Annotated in this window: 21 protein-coding genes and 1 other annotated feature; of the genes, 16 read left to right on the top strand and 5 right to left on the bottom strand. The window is 28.7% G+C overall.

Going from position 1 to position 22,169, the window contains the following annotated elements:
- Positions 1 to 222 precede the first annotated feature (222 nt).
- Positions 223 to 1,092, top strand: a complete 870-nt coding sequence (locus tag NSA50_RS04640) for a methionyl aminopeptidase (RefSeq protein WP_257443298.1) — start codon at positions 223 to 225, stop codon at positions 1,090 to 1,092.
- Positions 1,093 to 1,163: 71 nt separating this feature from the next.
- Here the strand turns inward: NSA50_RS04640 and NSA50_RS04635 are convergent, their stop codons facing one another.
- Positions 1,164 to 1,493 (bottom strand): HesB-like protein, encoded by a 330-nt coding sequence (locus tag NSA50_RS04635; protein ID WP_195264979.1) that lies wholly within the window; start codon positions 1,491 to 1,493, stop codon positions 1,164 to 1,166.
- A gap of 381 nt (positions 1,494 to 1,874) precedes the next feature.
- On the opposite strand from NSA50_RS04635, the gene NSA50_RS04630 reads away from it, so the two are divergent.
- The gene (locus tag NSA50_RS04630; RefSeq protein ID WP_257443295.1) at positions 1,875 to 2,615 is read left to right on the top strand and encodes a class I SAM-dependent methyltransferase; all 741 of its coding nucleotides are present in this window, start codon (positions 1,875 to 1,877) and stop codon (positions 2,613 to 2,615) included.
- Between the two features lie 111 nt (positions 2,616 to 2,726).
- On the top strand, positions 2,727 to 3,296 hold the full coding sequence (locus NSA50_RS04625) for a TVP38/TMEM64 family protein (RefSeq protein WP_195264974.1): 570 nt from the start codon (positions 2,727 to 2,729) through the stop codon (positions 3,294 to 3,296).
- Positions 3,297 to 3,345: 49 nt separating this feature from the next.
- On the opposite strand, the gene leuS is transcribed toward NSA50_RS04625, so the two are convergent.
- Entirely contained in the window at positions 3,346 to 5,796 is a 2,451-nt protein-coding gene (gene leuS, locus NSA50_RS04620; RefSeq protein ID WP_195264972.1) for a leucine--tRNA ligase, read from the bottom strand.
- A gap of 51 nt (positions 5,797 to 5,847) precedes the next feature.
- Positions 5,848 to 6,050, bottom strand: a binding site (T-box leader).
- Positions 6,051 to 6,210: 160 nt separating this feature from the next.
- Here leuS and NSA50_RS04615 point away from each other — a divergent pair.
- From NSA50_RS04615 to NSA50_RS04600, 4 genes are all read left to right on the top strand, one after another.
- Positions 6,211 to 6,579 (top strand): CoA-binding protein, encoded by a 369-nt coding sequence (locus NSA50_RS04615; RefSeq protein ID WP_195264970.1) that lies wholly within the window; start codon positions 6,211 to 6,213, stop codon positions 6,577 to 6,579.
- Between the two features lie 25 nt (positions 6,580 to 6,604).
- On the top strand, positions 6,605 to 6,967 hold the full coding sequence (locus NSA50_RS04610; protein WP_195264968.1) for a YccF domain-containing protein: 363 nt from the start codon (positions 6,605 to 6,607) through the stop codon (positions 6,965 to 6,967).
- A gap of 196 nt (positions 6,968 to 7,163) precedes the next feature.
- Positions 7,164 to 8,522 carry an MATE family efflux transporter gene (locus NSA50_RS04605; protein ID WP_257443292.1) on the top strand — a complete coding sequence of 453 codons (1,359 nt, stop codon included), beginning with the start codon at positions 7,164 to 7,166 and terminating at the stop codon, positions 8,520 to 8,522.
- 80 nt (positions 8,523 to 8,602) lie between these two features.
- Positions 8,603 to 8,818 (top strand): hypothetical protein, encoded by a 216-nt coding sequence (locus NSA50_RS04600; RefSeq protein WP_195264964.1) that lies wholly within the window; start codon positions 8,603 to 8,605, stop codon positions 8,816 to 8,818.
- Positions 8,819 to 8,884: 66 nt separating this feature from the next.
- Here NSA50_RS04600 and NSA50_RS04595 read toward each other — a convergent pair whose 3' ends face one another.
- The 3 genes from NSA50_RS04595 to NSA50_RS04585 are packed head-to-tail and all read right to left on the bottom strand — an operon-like array spanning position 8,885 to position 10,933.
- Positions 8,885 to 9,379, bottom strand: coding sequence for a hypothetical protein (locus NSA50_RS04595; RefSeq protein ID WP_195429687.1), 495 nt, complete (start codon positions 9,377 to 9,379; stop codon positions 8,885 to 8,887).
- Between the two features lie 32 nt (positions 9,380 to 9,411).
- On the bottom strand, positions 9,412 to 10,035 hold the full coding sequence (locus NSA50_RS04590; RefSeq protein ID WP_195429686.1) for a J domain-containing protein: 624 nt from the start codon (positions 10,033 to 10,035) through the stop codon (positions 9,412 to 9,414).
- Between the two features lies 1 nt (position 10,036).
- Positions 10,037 to 10,933, bottom strand: a complete 897-nt coding sequence (locus NSA50_RS04585) for a DUF5685 family protein (protein WP_195264958.1) — start codon at positions 10,931 to 10,933, stop codon at positions 10,037 to 10,039.
- Between the two features lie 176 nt (positions 10,934 to 11,109).
- Here NSA50_RS04585 and NSA50_RS04580 point away from each other — a divergent pair, with 176 nt between their 5' ends.
- The 9 genes from NSA50_RS04580 (at position 11,110) to NSA50_RS04540 (ending at position 22,147) form a co-directional block, all read left to right on the top strand.
- The gene (locus NSA50_RS04580; RefSeq protein WP_257443287.1) at positions 11,110 to 12,000 is read left to right on the top strand and encodes a polysaccharide deacetylase family protein; all 891 of its coding nucleotides are present in this window, start codon (positions 11,110 to 11,112) and stop codon (positions 11,998 to 12,000) included.
- A gap of 691 nt (positions 12,001 to 12,691) precedes the next feature.
- Entirely contained in the window at positions 12,692 to 13,768 is a 1,077-nt protein-coding gene (locus NSA50_RS04575; protein ID WP_195264953.1) for a BMP family lipoprotein, read from the top strand.
- 121 nt (positions 13,769 to 13,889) lie between these two features.
- Positions 13,890 to 14,567: a DUF554 domain-containing protein gene (locus NSA50_RS04570; RefSeq protein ID WP_257443376.1), complete on the top strand. Its 678-nt coding sequence runs from the start codon at positions 13,890 to 13,892 to the stop codon at positions 14,565 to 14,567.
- Between the two features lie 458 nt (positions 14,568 to 15,025).
- On the top strand, positions 15,026 to 16,114 hold the full coding sequence (locus tag NSA50_RS04565; RefSeq protein ID WP_195429684.1) for a BMP family lipoprotein: 1,089 nt from the start codon (positions 15,026 to 15,028) through the stop codon (positions 16,112 to 16,114).
- A gap of 180 nt (positions 16,115 to 16,294) precedes the next feature.
- Positions 16,295 to 17,815 carry an ABC transporter ATP-binding protein gene (locus NSA50_RS04560; RefSeq protein WP_257443282.1) on the top strand — a complete coding sequence of 507 codons (1,521 nt, stop codon included), beginning with the start codon at positions 16,295 to 16,297 and terminating at the stop codon, positions 17,813 to 17,815.
- Positions 17,815 to 18,903 (top strand): ABC transporter permease, encoded by a 1,089-nt coding sequence (locus NSA50_RS04555; protein WP_257443280.1) that lies wholly within the window; start codon positions 17,815 to 17,817, stop codon positions 18,901 to 18,903. The genes NSA50_RS04560 and NSA50_RS04555 overlap by 1 nt, the downstream gene beginning before the upstream one ends.
- The gene (locus tag NSA50_RS04550; protein WP_257443278.1) at positions 18,903 to 19,850 is read left to right on the top strand and encodes an ABC transporter permease; all 948 of its coding nucleotides are present in this window, start codon (positions 18,903 to 18,905) and stop codon (positions 19,848 to 19,850) included. The genes NSA50_RS04555 and NSA50_RS04550 overlap by 1 nt, the downstream gene beginning before the upstream one ends.
- 201 nt (positions 19,851 to 20,051) lie before the next feature.
- Entirely contained in the window at positions 20,052 to 21,128 is a 1,077-nt protein-coding gene (gene uxuA, locus NSA50_RS04545) for a mannonate dehydratase (RefSeq protein WP_257443276.1), read from the top strand.
- Entirely contained in the window at positions 21,089 to 22,147 is a 1,059-nt protein-coding gene (locus tag NSA50_RS04540; RefSeq protein WP_257443274.1) for a sugar kinase, read from the top strand. Before uxuA ends, NSA50_RS04540 begins: the two co-directional genes overlap by 40 nt.
- The last annotated feature ends 22 nt before the right edge of the window (positions 22,148 to 22,169 follow it).

The following is a 22,169-nucleotide window of genomic DNA, read 5'->3' as shown; positions in this document are numbered from 1 at the left end:
ATAAATATAATAAATTTAATAAGATTTCTTATTTCAACTAAATTTTAAGTTTATAATAAAAAATATGTGATATATTTATAGTATAAGAAATAATAAGTAGTATTAGTTAATATAAGTTCCTAATATTTAAGCCACATTTAGTTATAGTAGAAATATAATATAAAATGACTATTTAAGATGGAATACATATATTATAACTATACGATTTTTAGGAGGTTTAATATGAATTTAAATAGAAATGATCAATGTTGGTGTGGAAGTGGCAAAAAGTACAAGAAGTGCCATATTGAATTTGATGAAAAATTAGAAAGCTTAAAATTGAGAGGTTATGAAGTTCCAACTAGAGATTTAATAAAGAATAAAGAGCAAATAGAAGGAATTAAAGAAAGTGCTAAAATAAATAACGCAGTATTAGATTTAGTGCAAGAAAAAATTAAGGTTGGAATGACTACAGAAGAAATAAATAAAATAGTTCATGACCTTACTGTTAATAGTGGAGCAATACCAGCACCATTAAACTATGGAGGATTTCCAAAGAGTGTTTGTGTGTCTATTAATGATGTTGTATGTCATGGTATTCCAAGTGAAGATACTGTTTTAGAAGATGGTGATATAGTCAATGTAGATGTATCAACTATTTATAATGGATACTATTCTGATGCATCAAGAATGTATATGATAGGTAATGTAAGTAAAGAGGATGCAAAGCTTATTAGAGTTACTAAGGAATGCTTAGATAAGGGATTTGAAGCAGTTAAGCCTTGGGGATTCTTAGGTGATATAGGAGCTGTGATACAAGAACATGCAGAAGCAAATGGTTTTTCAGTTGTAAGAGCTTTTGGAGGACATGGAGTAGGCTTAAAGTTTCATGAAGATCCTTTTGTAGCTCATTATGGCAAAAGAGGAGAAGGAATGGTTCTAGTTCCAGGAATGATATTTACAATTGAACCTATGCTAAATGAGGGTAGTTATGAGGTATTTGTAGATGAAGATGATGAATGGACTGTTTTCACAGAGGATGGTGGATATTCCGCACAATGGGAATATACTGTTTTAGTAACAGAAGATGGAGCTGAAATAATAGCTTGGTAAAATATAATAGAAAAAGCTGTATCAAATTAATGATACAGCTTTCTTTATGTTAAAGCATAACAATTTTTAAATTAGTGACATCCGCCACCGCAAGATCCACATCCGCCTTCAACTTCGATAACTGGTTTAAGAGATAATCCTCTTCCTTCATTTTCGTCAGTTGAAAGTAACTTGAATCCACCGAATTCATCAACTAGTTTTTCTTCTACTACGAAAGTAATGTCGTTAACTTTTTGAGTAACGTCTCCTTCTTTTGCTTCATCAACAGATATATTGAAAGCAGGACCACTACATCCAAATCCAGCTAAGTTAATTCTTATACTGTAGTTATCAACTTCATTTTCATCTAAAAATGATTTAAATTCGTTGTATGCTTCTTCACTTATTATTATTTTATCCATATTATTCACCTTCTATTATTAAATGATAATTTATATCACTAGTATAACACAGTATATTTAAATATCAAGAGTTTTTTAATGCAATATATAGTAAATTTTAATAAATAGTTATTGTCATTACTATATATTGTAAATATAATAATTAATATAAATAATAAAATTATATAAATTATTATAAAGGATTAATATTTTATTAAATAAATATATCAATCATAGAATATGCTAATATTTTTAATTACATAGGTTATTAATTGAAATATATGAGTATATTAAAGAAGAAACAATTTTATTGAGGAGAAAATGTTTATTATAGAAAATAAAATTTTACATAAATTATTATATGTAATTTAATTATTATTCATTCAGAAGGGAAGTATTATTTTGAAGCCATATGACAGAACTTATTTAGTAGACAAAATAAATGAATATAATAACTTAATAGCTTTGGGGAAAGTTGGAAGTTTTGAAATAAAGAAAGTAAATGAAGAAAAAGATTTCATTAATGGATATATGTATAGTAAGAAAGAAAATATAGATTTAAATATTTTAGAGTTACACGGACCTAATAATATATGGATGAAAATTTCTCCACTAGAAATAGAAAGCTCTTATATGTTTATAAAATATGCAAAAGGAAGAGTTGGGGTAGTTGGCCTAGGATTAGGGTATGTAGTTCAAGAATTAGCGAAAAAAGAAGATGTAACTGAAATTGTAGTTTATGAAATAGAAAAAGATATAATAGATTTATATTGTTCAAATTTTGAAAATAACCTTAAAATAAAAATAATAAATGAAGATGCTTATAAGGTTACTGGTGAAAGCTTTGATTTCTTTTATGTAGATATATATGAGTATAAACTTACAGAACAAGTAGTGGATGATTATGTTAAATTTAATAAATTGCATAATATAGAGGAATATTTATTTTGGGGAATGGAGCATTTTTTATTAAGTTGTAAATATGAAGAAATAGTATGGGTCTATATACCAGAGCTGTGGATGGAAATAAGCAAAAATATATTTATTGCGCTTCAAGATTCAAATCTTTTAGAGTATTATAAGCAATTAGACGAGAAATTAGTAAGCGATGTCTTAAAAAGTTTTAAAGTAGCATTAGATTAATAAAGATGTTATAATTTGCTTTTAAAGATACAACTAAATTTATTGTAAAATCTATCAGTATGGTATTTATAATAGATAAATTTATTAAGGACGGAAATTAAGGTTTAAAATATGTTTAATTTAGATAACATAATTATATTATTTCAAAAATATAGTATGTATGCTATTCCTATATCAATATTGATAAGTACAATAATTGCAATATTAGGAGTAGTGCCATCGATAGTTGTAACAGGAGCAAATATTATATTTTTTGGAGCTTTTGAAGGTTTTATAATTTCAGTACTTGGAGAAACTATAGGAGGTTATATAAGTTTTATAATATATAGACTAGGATTTAAAAAAGGAGCAGAAAATATTAAAAATAAACATAGATTACTAAAAGCAATAGTTGATGGTGAAGGAAAGAATGTAGGGTTTCTTATATTTGAAGGTAGATTGGTACCATTTATACCTTCAGGCTTTGTTACTCTTGCAGCAGCTATTAGTAATGTGAAAGGATTTATATTTATAACGGCTACTTTTTTAGGAAAAATACCATCTATAGCTCTTGAAGCATTAATAAGTTATGATTTAATTAATATTGAAGAAAATTTTCTTAGACTAATTATAACTTTATTAGCAATATTGTTATTATATATAACTTTAAAGAATATAAAACGGAATAAAATTAAAGGGTAAAGTAGATTTAGTACTTTACCCTTTTTAAGATATGATATATTAATTAAATTTATTTAACAACTATATTTACAAGTCTTCCTTTTATAACTATTACTTTAACTATATTCTTGCCTTCAGTTGCAGCAACTATACTTTCATTAGCTAAAGAAGCAGCTTTAATTCCTTCTTCATCTAAATCAGTTGAAACATTTATTTTTGCTTTAATTTTACCATTAACTTGAATAGCTATTTCAACTTCATCTTTAACTAAAGCCTTTGGATCATATGTTGGCCAAGTTTCGTTGAATATTGAGAAATCTAATCCAAATAAACTCCATTGCTCTTCAGTAAAATGAGGTGCAAAAGGTGCTAGAATTTTTAAGAAGTCTATGCAAGTTTTCTTTAAGAAATCTAAATTCTTAATATCTTCTTGCAAGTATTTAGAAAAAGCATTAACAAATTCCATCATTCTTGCAATTGCAGTGTTAAATTGGAATTTATCAGCATCTTCAGTTACACCTTTAATTGCATTATGTAACCAGAAGTTTAATTCTTTTTCAGCTTTATCTAAAGTAGTTTTATTGTTTTTATTAGATTCAATGGCTTCTCTAGCTATATCAAGATATCTTTCTATTCTATCTACAAATCTTGCAACAGACTTAAGTCCATCATCGCTCCAAGCTCCACCTTCAATGTAAGCAAATCCAAACATTAGGTACATTCTAAATACGTCTGAACCATATTCTGAAATATAGTCATTTGGAGAAATAGTATTTCCTTTTGATTTACTCATTTTTAATCCATCAGGTCCAAGAATTAATCCTTGGTGAGTTAATGATTTAAATGGTTCATCAAAATCTAAATATCCCATATCTCTTAAAGCTTTAGTTATGAATCTAGCATATAATAAATGCATACAAGCATGTTCAGGTCCACCTACGTATTTATCTACTGGAAGCATTTTATTTACTATATCTTTATCAAAAGCTTTTTCGCTATTTTTGCTATCAGGATATCTTAATTGATACCAAGATGAGCATACAAATGTATCTAAAGTATCAGCTTCTCTTTTAGCTGGTTTTCCACACTTTGGACAAGTTGTATTTATAAAATCTTCACATTTTGCAAGTGGAGATTTTCCATCTGGAGCAAATTCAACATTATATGGAAGTTCTACTGGCAATTGATCTTCAGGTACAGGTACAGTTCCACAATGCTCACAGTGAATCATAGGAATAGGAGCTCCCCAATATCTTTGTCTAGATACTAACCAGTCTCTTAATCTATAATTAACTTTTGAAGAACCAAGATTCATAGATGATAATTTTTCAACTATCTTTTCTTTAGCTTCTTCAGTAGTTAATCCATCGAATTCTCCAGAGTTAACTAACACTCCATATTCGCAATAAGGTAATTCAGTACTATCACCATTTTTGCTAGTTATAACTTTTTCTATTGGTAAATTAAACTTTGTGGCAAAAGCATAATCTCTTTCATCATGTGCAGGAACAGCCATAACAGCACCAGTTCCGTAAGTTGATAAAACATAGTCTCCAATCCAAATTGGAACTTCTTTATTGTTTATAGGATTTATAGCATAAGAACCTGTAAATACACCAGTTTTTTCTCTTGATAAAGATTGTCTTTCTATATCAGATTGCTTTTTAGCTTCTTCTTTGTAGTTTTCAACATCTTCTTTATATTCTGAAGTTGTAAGTTCATCAACAAGTGGATTTTCAGGTGCTAAAACAACATAAGTTACACCATTTAATGTATCAACTCTAGTAGTAAATACATCAAATTTTATATCGGAATCTTTAACCTTAAACGTAACTTCTGCACCAGTAGATTTACCAATCCAGTGTTTTTGCATAGCAACAGTTTTTTCTGGCCAATCTAAAGTATCTAGTTTTTCTAATAGTTCATCAGCGTAATCAGTTATTTTTAAGAACCATTGAGTTAAATCTTTTTTTGTAACCTCAGTTGAACATCTTTCACAAGCACCTTCATGAACTTGCTCATTAGCTAAAACTGTATTACAAGATGGACACCAATTTACAGGGGCTTTTTTTCTATAAGCTAATCCTTTTTCATATAATTTTAAGAATACCCATTGAGTCCATTTATAATAGTCTGGGTTACATGTTATAACTTCATTATCCCAGTTAAACATAGCTCCCATAGCTTTTAATTGTTTTTCCATAGTGTCTATATTTTTATCAGTTGAATCCTTTGGATGAATTCCTGTTTTTATTGCAAAGTTTTCTGCAGGAAGTCCGAATGCATCAAATCCCATTGGTTGAAATACATTATATCCTTGCATTCTTTTCATTCTAGCCCATGAATCAACAGGTCCATAGTTAAACCAATGTCCTGCATGTAGTTGGCTACCTGAAGGATAAGAGAACATTTCTAAAACATAAAGTTTTTCTCCTTCCTTATTTGGGTCAAATTTATAAAGATTTGTTTCTTCCCATTTATCTTGCCATTTTTTATCTATGGAAGTTCCATAATTAGCCACAATAATTCCTCCTTAAAAGTAAAAATAATATAAAAAAACCCTTCATCTCAATTAAGAGACGAAGGATATATTCGCGGTACCACTCTTATTAGAAAAATAATATTTTTCTCACTCAAATATATAACGGTTTCCCGTACTTGCTTTTAACAAGTAAGCTCATAGGCAAGTTCTTATAAGTTAAACACTGTTTTTCAGCAACCAACAGCTCTCTAAAGAATAACATTTATAATACTACTCCTAATCAATGCAATAAATATATAATTTTAATATACTCAATTATATATTTTATTACAATATAAGTCAACAACCTCAAAATAGTAAATTATATGAACTAAAATATATTTAGAAATTTGTTGATGAAAAAGAGACAATTGGATATATTAATCATATAAAACTTAAAGGGAGGTAAAGGAAATGAATATAGAAGAGTTAATGAAACTTAAAAATTGGGTTGTTATAGGTGATGTTTCTAATGAAACAAAATATGCAAATAAGATTTTAAATAAGTTTAAATTAAAAGGATACAAAGTAAGTGGAGTTCATCCTAAAGGTGGGGAAGATATTTACACTAATTTAAAAGAGGTTCCATATAATATAGAGGCTATTGATTTATGTATAAATGCAAAATATGGGATAGAGTTTTTAAAAGAAGCAAGAGAATTAGGAATAAAAAATGTACTAATACAACCAGGTGCTGAAAGTGATGAAATATTAAAATATTGCAATGAGAACTCTATAAATACTATAGAAAACTGTGCATTAATTCAGTTGAATCATATATAGGATTAAAATAAAGGGGGATGCAAGCATGTCTTGTTTAGGAAATTTAATTTGGATTATATTTGGAGGCCTTTTTAATGCATTAGCATGGCTAGGATTTGGATTATTATGGTGCATTACTATAGTAGGAATTCCAATAGGACTTCAATGTTTTAAAATGGCTAGTCTACAATTTGCTCCATTTGGAAAAGAAGTTGTTACTAAAAATGATAGTGGTTTAAATTTATTGCTTAATATATTATGGATTATATTTGGTGGATTTGAAATGTGTATAGCAAATTTAATTAGTGCTTTCTTTTTATGTATTACTATAATTGGAATACCTTTTGCAAAGCAATCATTAAAATTAGCTAAGTTATCATTAATGCCATTTGGTAAAGAAATAATATAAAGTTTATGGTTAAACTGTAAATTTTATATGTATTAAGTAAAATTAGGTTTAATGTTTCTCTTTTTAGTAGTATCATATTGTATAAGTTATAATGAAAAGTAATCATAATTATAACTTAATTAAGTATTATATAAGTTAATTTTTGAAAATTAACTTATAGAAAGGATAAATATAGGTACGATAAGGAGAGAAGTATATGTCTAGAGTTAGAACCAATTTGGGGGAAGGATCTGTAGGAAAACTATTAGTAAGTTTAGCGCTCCCTGCTATTGTAGCACAATTAGTGAATGTGTTATACAACATAGTTGATAGAATATTTATAGGAAGAATGGCAAATGGAGAAGTTGCTATGGCTGGAGTAGGGGTAGCTTTCCCTATTATAATGATAATATCAGCATTTTCAGCTCTTATAGGTATGGGTGGAGCTCCACTTGCAGCAATAAAAATGGGTGGAAAAGATGATGATGGTGCTGAAAGGATTATTAGTAATAGTTTTTCTACTTTAATAATTATTGGATTAATATGTACAATTGGATTTTTAATTTTTAGAGAAGATTTATTATGGGCTTTTGGAGCTAGTGAATCAACTATAGGCTATGCTGTTGATTATTTAACTATATATTTAATAGGAACAGTATTTGTTCAAATAGCTCTTGGAATGAATCCATTCATAAATACACAAGGTTTTGCTAAAATTGGTATGATTACAGTAGTAATAGGAGCTGTAATAAACATAGTTTTAGATCCTATATTTATTTTTGGACTTAACTTGGGCGTAAGTGGAGCTGCTTTAGCAACTATACTTTCACAGTTTGTTTCTGCAATTTGGGTGTTAACCTTCTTGTTTGGTAAAAAGAGCATACTAAAAATAAGAATAAACTATTTAGTTCCTAAATTAAAGGTATTACTACCAATAGTAGCTTTAGGGGTTTCGCCATTTATAATGCAATCAACTGAGAGCTTAGTATTGATAAGTATGAATAATAAACTACAACTTTATGGTGGAGATTTAGCAGTTGGAGCTATGACTATAATGAGCAGTATAATGCAAATTGTTACTTTACCATTACTAGGACTATCACAAGGAGCGCAGCCTATAATAAGTTATAACTTTGGAGCTAAAAATATAGAGAGAGTAAAAAGAACCTTCAAATTATTATTAACAAGTTGTCTCATATATACATTTGTTATGTGGGCTTCTTTAATGATATTCCCAGAAATTTTCGTTGGTATATTTAATAATAAAAAAGAGCTTGTAGAAATAACTTCATGGAGTATGAGAATATTTTTTGAAGGAATTTTTATGTTTGGAGCACAAATAGCATGTCAGCAAACATTTTTAGCGTTAGGGCAAGCTAAAATATCTCTTATTATGGCATTACTTAGAAAGATAGTTTTACTTGTGCCACTTATATTTATACTCCCAATTTTATTTGAAAATAAACTGAAAGCTGTATTATTTGCTGAACCAATTTCAGATATAATTGCAGCATTAACAACAATTACTGTATTTATAATATTTTATAAAAAGACTTTTGTTAAAACAGTAGAATAAAAATATAAATATGATATACTTTAAGTTACATATATTGTATTTTGTTTTTAAATATTATAAAGCTTTGGGGGGATAACGTTTTGAGTGGTAGTGAAAATAAAATTTTATTTAAAGAAATAAAATCCTATGAGGAAGCTTATTTTTATAATTCTTCACCAGAAGAAAGAAATAAAGCAACTATAAAAAATAGTATTGAAGATAAAAAGAAAAGTAGTAAAGTGAAAAGATTTTTTGAATCCCCTGTAGGAGAGATAATTGAAAGTGCTATCGAAATATTTTTTGATATATTAAATTAGTGAAATTATAATATTTATAAATATAACAATGGTCTAGATTTTAATATAAAATCTAGACCATTTACTTTAAATTTTATTGTGTATTCTTTGCATATAAAATGAAATTAATAAAGTTAATGCATAATCAAAAATTAAGAATATAGGTTGTGCTACAATCCATAATAACCAAAGAGGAAGCTTGGTTAATTCTATTGCTGTAAATGACTTAAATACAAAAAGAGATATAAATAAAGAAATATTAAAAAATATCATCTTAAGAAATATTTCTAAATATAATTTATTTAACTTTTCAATATAGTATTTAACTATTCCATATATTCCAAAGAATAAAACATATAGTAAAATTATATTTATGGGCAATATAAAGAAACCAATAATAGATGAAGCAATATATACAAAGAAAGCACTTTTAATAGATCCTTTAATTAGCGCAATTGGAATTAATAATGATGCTAACGTAAGTATACTAATTGTACTTATAGGTAACAACAAATTTAAGTATAAAATTATGTTAGTAAGTGCTACTAAAATAGCGCTTAAAGTAATTTCTTTAGCTTTCATAACTTAAAACACCACCCATTAAGAAGTTAGGGCTAACAACAACCTATAAGGTCACCACCCATACATTCGCATATTGAATCTAAGCACCATAGATTTATACAACAATCACAAGCATTAGCATTATTTGATCCAGTTGTTCTATAATAATTATTGCTATATGATTGAGTTCTTTGATGAAGAGAGTTTAGAGTTTGTCTATATTCAAAATTATTAGGATCCATATTTACAGCTGTTTGAATATGCTTTAGACCTGCATCAAACCAACCTTTATTTGTTAACAATATTCCATATAAGAAATTCCATTCAGCATTTCTGTTATTAGACATACTGTTAAGTCTATTTTCAGCTTCAGCAAAGTTTCCATTTTGAATAAGCCTTCTTATTTCTGAAAACATATAGCTATTATCGTTTGATGAACTATTTGAGCTGTTATATGATGAATTACTAGTGCTTGAACTGCTATATGAGTTTCCAGCATTTTTAGTAAGTGTATCATAAGCAGCATTAATATCTCTCATTTTTTCTTCAGCTAAGTCTTTTAATGGATTATCACCATATTGATCAGGATGATATTGTTTTATTAAATTTCTATAGGCCTTTTTTATTTCTTCTTGAGTTGCTCCAGGCTTTAAACCTAGTACTTCATATGGATTCATTTTATTTGTCACTCCTTTTATCTTCTCTAGTATTATTTAATATTCCAACATATTTATCCATCATACCTAATTCTAAAATGTTTTTAAGGATATCTTCATTTCTTTTTAAAGGTAATTTTGAAAGTATATCTTTACAATTATATGAACAATTTAAAATTGTAAAATCTAACCTTCCTTGAATTAAAGGAATTAATTCTTCATATGGTTTATTTTCTTCATTAAATAAATAATTTATTGGATTGAATTTTTTCTTTTCTATATCATCCTTTAAATCATCAAAAGCATCTATAAGATATATCCATTTTCCTAAAGTATATCCAAGTTTATATAATTCATTTCTTAGGGCTTCGCTATCATTAATAAATTCATTAGGATAATATCTTAGTATATTTCCAACTATATCACTAAATGGATGGCATATTTCATCTATAGATGAGAAATTCTTATTTTTTTCTAATTCAGTTAATGTTCTAAGATTAACTCTTATAATATCGTTAATATCATCTATAGATTTATTAATTTTCTTTTGGTATGGATAAAGTATTTTTTCAAATACTTTACTTTTAAGATTATTATCATCTTGAATATCATCTTTCAATTTATGATAATAAAGTGCTAAGTTCATTGCAGCGGCATAATGTAGTGCATCATTATTAACAATTACTGGCTTTTTATCTGTTGGGTGAGCAATACAACGCTTAATTTCAATATTAGGTTCTTTAATTGATATAGAATCTAAAAGTATTGCTAAAAATGTCATATCATAATTTAATACCATTCTTGGTATATTACCAGCACTATTTTTTAATTGAAAACATAAGCCGCAATAATAACTTCTGAATTTTGTAAAGTCCTTCACTTTAAGCTCTGCTTTTAGAGGAGTTACGTATCCAAACAATAAAAACACTCCTTAATATTAGTTTAGATTAATTATACAAAAATAAAGTATCATTAACAATAATTTAAAGAAAAATAAGGAAATATTAAAAAAATAGAAACAATTACAAATGGAGTTGACAAAATATTCCTAAAAATGTATAGTCGAAATATACAAAGAAAAGGGGATATATGGTAATGAAAAAATCGATAAAGGTTATAACTATCTTATTTATAATTTTAATTATAGGCTTTGGAGGAAAACTTATATTAGATAGTAAAGCACAGCCTGCAAATACTGATATTCAGAACAAAGAAAGTGATGTAGATATATCAAATGGAGAAGATGAATCTCAAAAGGAAGAAATTAAAGAAGAGGAGAATAAGGATGACGAAATTAATTATTTAACTTTAGATGTAAATGAAGTTAAAATTCCTATATTAATGTATCATTCCATATCAGATAGTGATCCTAATAATACTTTACTTGTTCCAACCTCTCAATTTGATGAGCAAATTAAGTGGCTTAAGGAGTCAGGATTCACTCCGATGTTACTTGACGATGTTATAGAGGCGTTTAATACTGGTAAAGTTCCAGAGAAACCAGTTGCAATAACATTTGATGATGGATATGCAGATAATTATACTGATGCATATAGAATATTAAAACAGCATGATATGAAAGCTACATTTTTTATAATAACAGATAAAACTGATGTTGATGGATGGTATATGAATTCGAATATGCTAAAAGAAATGAGTTCGAGTGGCATGGGAATAGAAAATCATACTTCTAGACATATAGAATTTACTCAAATATCAAGGGAAGATAAGATTGCAATAATTAAAGAAGGTATTGAAAAATTAAAAGAAAAAGTCGGAGTAGATAGTAAATATATTTGTTATCCAGTTGGTAGATATGATGATGAAACAATAGAAATAGAAAAGGAATTAGGTATAAAAGCAGCTGTTACAACAGAAGGAGGAATTTCAAGTCTTTCTGATGGGTTATACTCATTAAAAAGAGTTAGAATATCTCCTATGAATATTGAGGCTTTTAAGAATATATTTAGTGATTTTATAGAATAATAGAAATAGGATGTGATTATTTCATATCCTATTTCTATTATTTTTTATATATCACTATTTATATATAAATATAAAGATATTAAATATGTAGTTATTCCTAAAAATATTTTAGCTGTAGAGGTTTACTAAGTTATATGATTAAGCTTCGATATTTAGCAATTGCTAAATTGAAATTTAAAATTTACTGTAGGGAATATCATTTATTATAATATTATGCCTAATAAAACTTTTAGTTTGCTTATAAACTACACTATACTGTTTAGATAATGATAATAGCATACGTTATTTTTCTAATATGCGTACGTTAATTGTGAAAGATTAATTATTGTAAGTGATAAATAATTTGAATTTTATATTGAAAAAATACTGTAAAGGCTTAAGAAATAAGTACTTATAGAAAATTTTATTTTAAATTCCGAAATAGAACTTGAAAATGGTTTGTGCAGTAATATTCGTATCAATTGAATGATATTTAAAAAAATATAAATTAAATGTTTTAAAATATGTCTGAAAAGGTTTGTTTATAATGTTATATGTCGCAATGATGAAAATAATGTTACGAAATTATTGTAATACCGAATTATATATTGTATAATTTTTTTAAAGTTCGAATAAACAACTTTTGAATAATTAAACTACAAATGTTAAATTACAAATATTAAATTACAAAAGTCTAAGGAGGATTTTTAGAATGAAGAAAAGAGCAATAGCTTTGGCTTTATCAGCACTTATGGTAACTGGTTTAGTTGGATGTGGAAACAAATCAGAAGGAGCAGAAAACGGTGTTAAAGTAGGGATGGTTACTGATGCAGGGACTATTGATGACAAGTCGTTTAATCAAGGTACTTGGGAAGGAATTAAAAAGGCTGAAGCTGAATTGAAAATTAATAGTAACTATTTAAAGCCGGCTGGAACAACAGAATCTGATTATATGAAAGAAATTGTAAATCTTTATGATACAGGATATAAATTTATAGTAGCTGTTGGATTTAAGCTTGAAACATCTATTTTCCAAGCTCAAGATAAGTATCCAGATGCTAAGTTTGTACTAATTGATGGAGCACCAAACAATGGAAAAAATGGAGAAGACAGAGTAGAAAAAATTGGAGAAAATTCAGTTGCAGTTAATTTTGCTGAACAAGAAGGTGGATTTTTAGTTGGAGTTGCAGCAGCACTTCAATTAAAAGAAGGTGATTTAGGATTTATAGGTGGTATGGAAATACCTTCAGTTCAAAGATTTAGCTGGGGATTCCAACAAGGTGTTAAATATGCAAATGATAACTTTGGAACAAATATGAGTATTAAAGAAGAAAATATAGTTTATCAAGGGACATTTGATAATGTAGCGGCAGGACAACAATTAGCAGCAACTATGTATGATAAAGGTGTTAAAGCTATATTTACAGCAGCTGGTGGAGTTGGTGTTGGAGCAATAAATGAGGCAAAATCTAGAGCTATTGCTGGTAAAGAAGCATGGATAATAGGTGTTGATGCTGACCAATATGAAGATGGTATATATAAAGATGATAAATCTATAATCTTAACTTCAGCTATGAAGAAAGTAGATGTAGCAACTTTCGATATAATTAAAGATGAATTAGATGGAAAATTCCCAGGTGGTCAAAATTTAACATTTGATGTTAAAAATGACGGAATTGGTCTTCCAAATGAAAATCCTAACTTATCTGAAGATACTATTAAGCAAGTAAATGAAGTTTATAACAAAATTAAAAATGGCGAGATAACAGTAAAAAGTGATTCTATATAGCAATTAAAAAATAGGATGTGAATTATTTCATATCCTATTTTTATTATTTTAAATGGTTGGTGAAATTATTTTTATATAGTAAAATTATTGAGAATTTAGTAAGAGGAAGAGGATGATAAAAATGATAGGGACAATAATTAATAGTTTAACTATAGTAGTTGGCTCAATAGTAGGACTTTTTGTAAAAGAAAAAATTAATGAAAAAATAAGCAGTACTATAATGAGTGGACTAGCGTTATGTGTTATTTATATAGGAATATCGGGAGCATTAAAAGGAGAAAATACAATTGTGATGATTATTTCTATAGCTTTAGGTGGTTTTATAGGTGAGGCAATAGATATAGATTTAAAACTAGAGAAGTTAGGCAAAAGAATAGAAAGAAAAGTAAATAAAAATGGAAGTACTATATCTATTTCAGAAGGGTTTGTTACATCTACATTACTATTTTGTGTAGGAGCAATGGCGATTGTAGGAGCTTTGGAAAGTGGATTGAATAATGATTATAGTACACTTTTAGCAAAGTCTATATTAGATGGAATTAGTGCTATTATATTTTCATCAACATTAGGTATAGGGGTAATACTTTCAGCAATTAGTGTCTTTATATATCAAGGAAGTATAACCATAGCTGCTGGCATGTTAACAAATGTACTTAACAATATAGCTATAACTAATATAACGACAGTAGGAAGTTTACTAATTATAGGTTTGGGTTTTAATATGATAGGTATAACTAAAATTAAAGTATCAAATTTATTGCCTGCAATAATAGTTGCAATAATATTAAGCTTTATATAATTTAATTTTTTTTTATAGAGTAGATTAATATTTGTAAATAGTGATAATAGTATACACTATTTATGGATATGCGTACATTAATTATTTGAAATTAATTAATGTAAGTGGTAAATAAATTGAATTTTATATTGAGAGGATGTAATGAAAGCTTGAGAAATAAGTGGTTACAGGAGTTCGAGTGCTGGAAATAAGATCTGATCTACAATATGAATTCTATACTAATATTCGTATTTTGTAATGAATATATAAAAAATAATAAATAAAATATCGAAAAAGTATATTTGAAAAGGTTTCTTTATAGGGTTATATGTCGTAATAAGAAAAATAATGTTATAAAAATTATTGTAATAACGAATTATATATTGTATAATCTTTTTGAAAATTCGAATGAAGAAACTTTTAAAATAATTAAGTAACAAATTATATTAAATTACAAAAATCTAAGGAGGATTTCTAGAATGAAAAAAAGAGCAATAGCTTTAGCTTTATCAGCACTTATGATAACAGGTTTAGTTGGATGTGGAAACAAATCAGAGAAAGCAGTAAATGATGTTAAAGTAGGTATGGTTACTAATGCAGGTACTATTGATGATAAGTCCTTTAATCAAGGTACTTGGGAAGGAATTAAAAAGGCAGAATCTGAATTGAAAATTAGCAGTAACTATTTAAAGCCAGCTGGAACAACAGAAGCAGATTATATGAAAGAAATTGGAAATCTTTATGATACAGGATATAAATTTATAGTTACTCCTGGATTTAAATTTGAAACATCTATTTTCCAAGCACAAGAAAAATATAGTGATGCTAAATTTGTGCTAATTGATGGATCTCCTAACAATGGAAAAAGTGGAGCGGATAGGATAGAAAAAGTTGGAGAAAATTCAGTTGCAGTTTATTTTGCTGAACAAGAAGCTGGATTTTTAGTAGGAGTTGCAGCAGCAGTTCAATTAAAAGAAGGTGACTTAGGATACATAGGCGGAATGGAGATACCTTCAGTTCAAAAGTTTAACTGGGGATTCCAACAAGGTGTTAAGTATGCTAATGAAAATCTTGGAACAAAGATGAGTATTAAAGAAGAAAATGTAGTTTATCAAGGTTCATTTGATAACGTAGCAGCAGGACAACAATTAGCAGCAACTATGTATGATAATGGTGTTAAAGCTATATTCGTGGCAGCTGGAGACGTTGGAGTTGGAGTAATAAATGAAGCAAAAGTTAGAGCTACAGCTGGTAAAGAAGCATGGGTAATTGGTGCTGACGTTGATCAATATGTTGATGGTATATATAAAGATGATAAATCTGTAGTTTTAACTTCAGCAATGAAGAAATTAGATACAGCTACTTTTGATATAATAAGGGATGAATTAGAAGGAAAATTCCCAGGTGGTCAAACTTTAACATTTGATGTTAAAAATGATGGAGTGGGTCTTCCAAATGAAAACCCTAACCTTTCTGAAGACACTATTAAGCAAGTAGGTGAAGTTTATAACAAAATTAAAAATGGTGAAATAACAGTAAAAGTTGAAAAGGGTGATTTAATAAAGTAATTTAATAAATTTTAGTGTATTTTATTGCATTGCCTATGATATGGAAAAAGACGGAGGTGCCGTCTTTTTCTTGTATAAAGCTTTAATTGGATTTATTTAACAACTGATGAGAATGAATAAATTGGCTTGTATAGATATAGAAAAGTATTTTAAATATTAGATATATAGGGAGGGTAATTCATGAGTTATGTAGTGGAGATGCTTAATATTCGCAAAGAGTTTCCAGGGATTGTAGCAAATGATAATGTAACATTACAACTAAAAAAAGGCGAAGTACATGCTCTTTTAGGTGAAAATGGTGCAGGGAAATCTACATTGATGGGAATGCTTTTTGGAATGTATCAACCAGAAGCTGGTGTAATAAAAATAAAAGGAAAAGAAGTTAAAATTTCTAGTCCAAATGTGGCAAATGATTTAGGAATAGGAATGGTTCATCAACATTTTAAATTAGTTGAAAACTTTACTGTAACAGAAAATATAATTTTAGGTTGTGAACCTAAAAAATTCTTAACAGTAGATATAAAAAGTGCTGCTAAAAGAATTGATGAATTATCAAGAACTTATGGCTTAAATGTTGATCCATATGCAAAGATAGAAGATATATCAGTTGGTATGCAACAACGTGTTGAGATTTTGAAAATGTTATACAGAAACGCTGAAGTTCTTATATTTGACGAACCAACAGCCGTTTTAACACCTCAAGAAATTGATGACTTAATTAAAATAATGCAAAATCTTATAAAAGAAGGAAAGTCAATAATTTTAATTACACATAAGCTGAAAGAAATAAAGGCAGTAGCAGATAAATGTACAGTTATAAGAAGAGGTAAATGTATAGGAACAGTTGATGTTAAAACAACTACTGAAGCTGATATGGCGAAGATGATGGTTGGAAGACAAGTTTCATTTAAAGTAGATAAGAAAGAAGCAACTCCAAGTGAAGAAGTATTAAGGATAGAAAATTTATCTGTTAAAAATAATAAAAAAGTTCTAGGGTTAAAAGATTTTTCTTTAAATGTAAGAAAAGGTGAAATAGTTGGTATAGCTGGGGTTGAAGGAAATGGGCAAGTTGAGCTAGTTGAGGCTATAACAGGTATGAGGAATGTGGATTCTGGTAAGATATTCTTCAATGGAAAGGATATTACAAAAACGTCAATAAGAAGTAGAATTGATGCAGGAATTGCACATATTCCAGAAGATAGACATAAAAGAGGACTTATTCTTGATTATACTATGGAAGATAATATGGTTCTTAAGGTTTACAAAAATAAGCCATTTTCTCAAAATGGACTTATAAATAAAGCGAAAATTACTGAATATGCTGATCACATTATAGAAACTTTTGATGTGCGATCTGGAGAAGGTGGGAAATCAATAGCTAGATCTTTATCTGGTGGTAATCAGCAAAAAGGTGTAATTGGACGTGAAATTCAATCAAATCCAGATTTGCTAATAGCTGTTCAACCAACTAGAGGATTAGACGTAGGGTCTATAGAATACATACACAAAAGACTTGTTGAACAAAGAGATAGTGGAAAAGCTGTGCTTTTAGTATCTCTAGAATTAGATGAAGTGTTAAATGTTTCAGATAGAATTGCGATTGTTAATAATGGTGAACTTATAGGAATAGTAAATGCCTCAGAAACAGATGAAAATGAAGTTGGACTAATGATGGCAGGAATAAAGAGAGGTGAAAGCTAATGGAAAAAAATCAAGGCTTAAAATCTATTATGGCTGTTATTTTAGGAATTATAGCAGGTGCGATATTAATGGCGGTTATGGGATTTAATCCTCTTGAAGGATACGAATTCTTATTTAAGGGTGGATTAATGAACCTAGAAAGAATAGGTAACACTATAGCTACTGCAACTCCATTAATGCTAACAGGACTTTCAGTTGCCTTTGCATTTAAAACAGGATTATTTAACATTGGAGCACCGGGCCAAATGTTATTTGGAGGATTTTGCTCAATTGCAGTAGGGCTATCTTTAGATTTACCTAAAATGATCCTTGTTCCTATTGTTGTATTAGCTGGTATTTTAGGAGGCGCAATATGGGCTACAGTTCCTGGAGTTTTAAAGGCTAAGTTTAACGTTCACGAAGTTGTATCATCAATAATGATGAACTGGGTAGCTTATTGGATAGTGTATTATAATATTCCAAAATATTTCAAAGGTGAATTCTTAGAAACTGAATCAAAGATGTTAGCGGATTCAGCAACTTTAAGAGCATCTTGGTTATCAAATATTTTTGAAGGATCATATATAAATTTAGGTATTTTCCTTGCAATTATAGCAGTTTTTATAGTTTGGTTCATATTAAATAAAACAGTTTTAGGATATGAGTTAAAGGCTGTTGGATTTAATAGATTTGGAGCTGAATATGCAGGTATGCCAGTTAACAGAAATATAGTTATTTCTATGATGATAGCTGGTGCTTTATCTGGTCTGGCAGGTGCTATACAATATACAGGTAACTCAAACATAATGCAAATAGGTGTTATGCCAAGCCAAGGCTTTGACGGTATAGCAGTAGCATTACTTGGAGCAAGTAATCCAGTTGGAGTTTTCTTCTCAGCATTATTCTTTGGAGTCCTATACGTTGGAAAAGGATTTATGAATGCAGCTGTAAAGGTACCACCAGAACTTGCAGATACTATAATGGCTACAATAATTTACTTTGCGGCAACAAGTATGGTAATGGATAAAGTAATAAAGAGATTCAAAAAGTCAAAAAAGGATAATCCAAAAGGTAAAAATAGTTCTTCCGAAAGGGTGGTGGAAAAATAATGTGGAGTATAATAGAACAAATTTTTCCATATGCAATTTCATATACAGTGCCTCTTTTAATAACAGCATTAGGAGCACTTTATTGTGAAAGAAGTGGAGTTGTAAATATAGGTTTAGATGGACTTATGATAGTAGGTTCATTTGCAGGAGCATTAACAGTTTCAAAGCTACAAGCAAATGGAGTAGCAGGAGCTTTATGGATAGGATTGCTAGTAGCAACACTAGCTGGAGTTTTATTCTCGTTACTACATGCATTTGCAAGTATAAACTTAAATGCAAATCAAGTAATTAGTGGTACTGCTATAAATATGATGGCAGGAGCATTAACAGTATTCTTAGCAAGAAATATTACAGGTAGTGGTAATATAAGAGTTACAAATGGATTTATTCCAAAGGATATTCCTGTATTATCAGATATACCGGTAATAGGGCCATTATTATTTACTAAAGCTTATGCAACAACATGGCTTGTAATAGTAATATTAGTATTTAGTACATTCTTATTATATAAGACAAGTTTTGGGTTAAGATTAAGAGCTTGTGGTGAACATCCGCAAGCGGCAGCAGCAGCTGGAGTAAGCGTATTTAAAATGAGATATATAGGAGTTATGATATCTGGGGGATTATCAGCTCTAGGTGGGGCTATAATTTTAGTAACATACTCAGGAGAGTTTAATGGTAGTGTTGCAGGTCTTGGATTCCTAGCTTTAGCAGCATTAATATTTGGACAATGGAAACCACTTGGGATATTGGGAGCAACGTTCTTCTTTGGATTTGCTTCAACAATAGCTAATGTATCTCAAGCAATACCATCATTAGCATCAATACCAGGAGTATTATTAAAGATATTCCCATATGTGGTAACTTTAATAGCGTTAGTTTTATTCTCTAAATCATCACAAGCACCAAAGGCATCTGGAGAACCATTTGACGCTGGTAAGAGATAATAAAAAGGTAAAGAGTGATTAACTCTTTACCTTTTTTATTATCTCAAGAAGTATTAATTATGTGTATTTTATTCTTTATACTTATTAAGGATTTATAATTTTTATTCCGTGAATATAATACTAAACAGTTAAAGATTTATTGACATACTAGTATGCAAGTTATATTATTTATTTAGAAAGTAAATTTTAGGAGGGGTATATATGGAAATGATATTGCGTTGGTTTGGACCAAATCAAGACAGTGTTCAACTAGAACAAATTAGGCAAATTCCAGGGGTTACAGGTGTTGTTACTTCATTATATAATAAGTTACCTGGTGAAGTTTGGAGTCAAGATGAAATTAAAGATATGAAATATCTTGTTGAAAAGGCAGGATTAAAAATTAGTGCTATAGAAAGTGTAAATATTCATGACTCAATTAAAATAGGAAGAGATGATAGAGAAATATATATTGATAATTACATTAAAAGTCTTGAGAATATTGCTAAAGAAGATATTCATATTGTATGTTATAATTTTATGCCTGTATTTGATTGGACAAGAAGTGATTTAGCTAAAAAAAGACCAGACGGCTCAACAGTATTAGCATATGATCAGGAGGTAATTGATAAGATAAATCCAACTGAAATGTTCGATTCTTTGACAGGTAAATCTAATGGATATATGTTACCAGGATGGGAACCAGAACGTATGAATAAGATAAAAGAATTATTTGATGCTTATAAGGATGTTGATGAAACTAAATTGTTTGATAATTTAGTTTATTTTTTAAAAAGGATAATGCCTACTTGTGAGAAATATAATATTTATATGGCTATACATCCCGATGACCCTGCTTGGCCAGTTTTTGGATTATCTAGAATTATTTCTAGTAAAGAAAAAATAATGAAATTAATGAATGCGGTAGATACAAAATATAATGGAGTAACTCTATGTACAGGATCTTTAGGATCGAACCCAGAAAATGATATTATCGATATTATACATTCTCTAGAGGGAAGAATTCCGTTTGCACATGTAAGAAATTTAAAATATAACAGCTATAGAAATTTTGAGGAGGCTGCACACCTTTCAAGTGATGGATCTATGGATATGTATAAGATTATGAAAGCATTGGATGATATAAATTTTAATGGTGTTATTCGTCCAGATCATGGTAGAGCAGTTTGGGGGGAAGTATCTATGCCTGGTTACGGATTATATGATAGGGCTATGGGTGCTTGTTACTTAAATGGTTTGTGGGAAGCAATTCAAAAAGAAAAATTACAACATCAATAGAAAAGAAGGATATTGATATGAAAAAAATATTATTCTTTGGGGAACCACTTATAAGAATAACTCCTGTGGATTATGGTAAACTAGGAGATAATGTTATGGCAACTTTAAATTATGGTGGGTCAGAGGTTAATGTAGCCAAAGCTTTGCAGGGATTTGGTATTGAAACTAAAATTTTAACTGGATTACCCAATGACGCTTTGGGAGATGGGTTAATCGAGTATTTAAATATGTTTAATATTGATACAAGAAATATTTTCAGGGTTGGTAATCGTATAGGACTTTATTATTTAGAAGAAGGATATGGCTTGAAAAATAATAATATTTATTATGATAGAAAAAATACTAGTATAAACGATATTCAGTTGGAACAAATTGATGTAAATAGCCTATTCGAAAATATCACTCATTTTCACTTTAGTGGAATTACAGCATCTATTTCACAGCAGGTTAGAGTAATTTTAGAATTTTTAATTATGGAAGCAAAAAAAAGAAATATAGTTATAAGCATGGATCTTAATTTAAGAAGAAAAATGATATCCATTAAAGATGCTAAAATTAAGTTTTCAGAATTTGTTGAAGATGTTGATTATTGTTTTGGCATTGAGCCTTTACTTACGTATGATGAAGATTTTGAAATGTTTAACAAAGAAAATGCAACTGTTTATGATATAAAAAGAAGAATGGAAATATTGAAAGAAAAATTTAAGTTAAAAGGTATTTTCCATACAGATCGTAAGATTGATATAAATCAATTAAATAGTTATAAGGCATATTGTTTGATTGATGATTTTTATGAATCTAAATTGTTAACAACGCCAATCTTAGACAGAGTTGGGAGTGGAGATGCTTTTGTAGCAGGTGCTCTATATGGTCTAATAAATGAGATGAATCCTAATGATACAATAAATTTAGGTGTGGCAAGCGCTACATATAAGTGTTGTATTAGGGGAGATAATATGTATGAAAAAATTTTCGATGTGAAAGCGCTGTTAGATAGTCAAGAGTATCTTATAAGATGAGTAAAAAGCTATATAAATAGAG

It is taken from the genome of Clostridium mucosae, assembly GCF_024622765.1.
GTDB lineage: Bacteria > Bacillota > Clostridia > Clostridiales > Clostridiaceae > Clostridium.
Note: the sequence above shows the minus strand (reverse complement) of the source record. Positions and strands in the feature narration are given on the sequence as shown.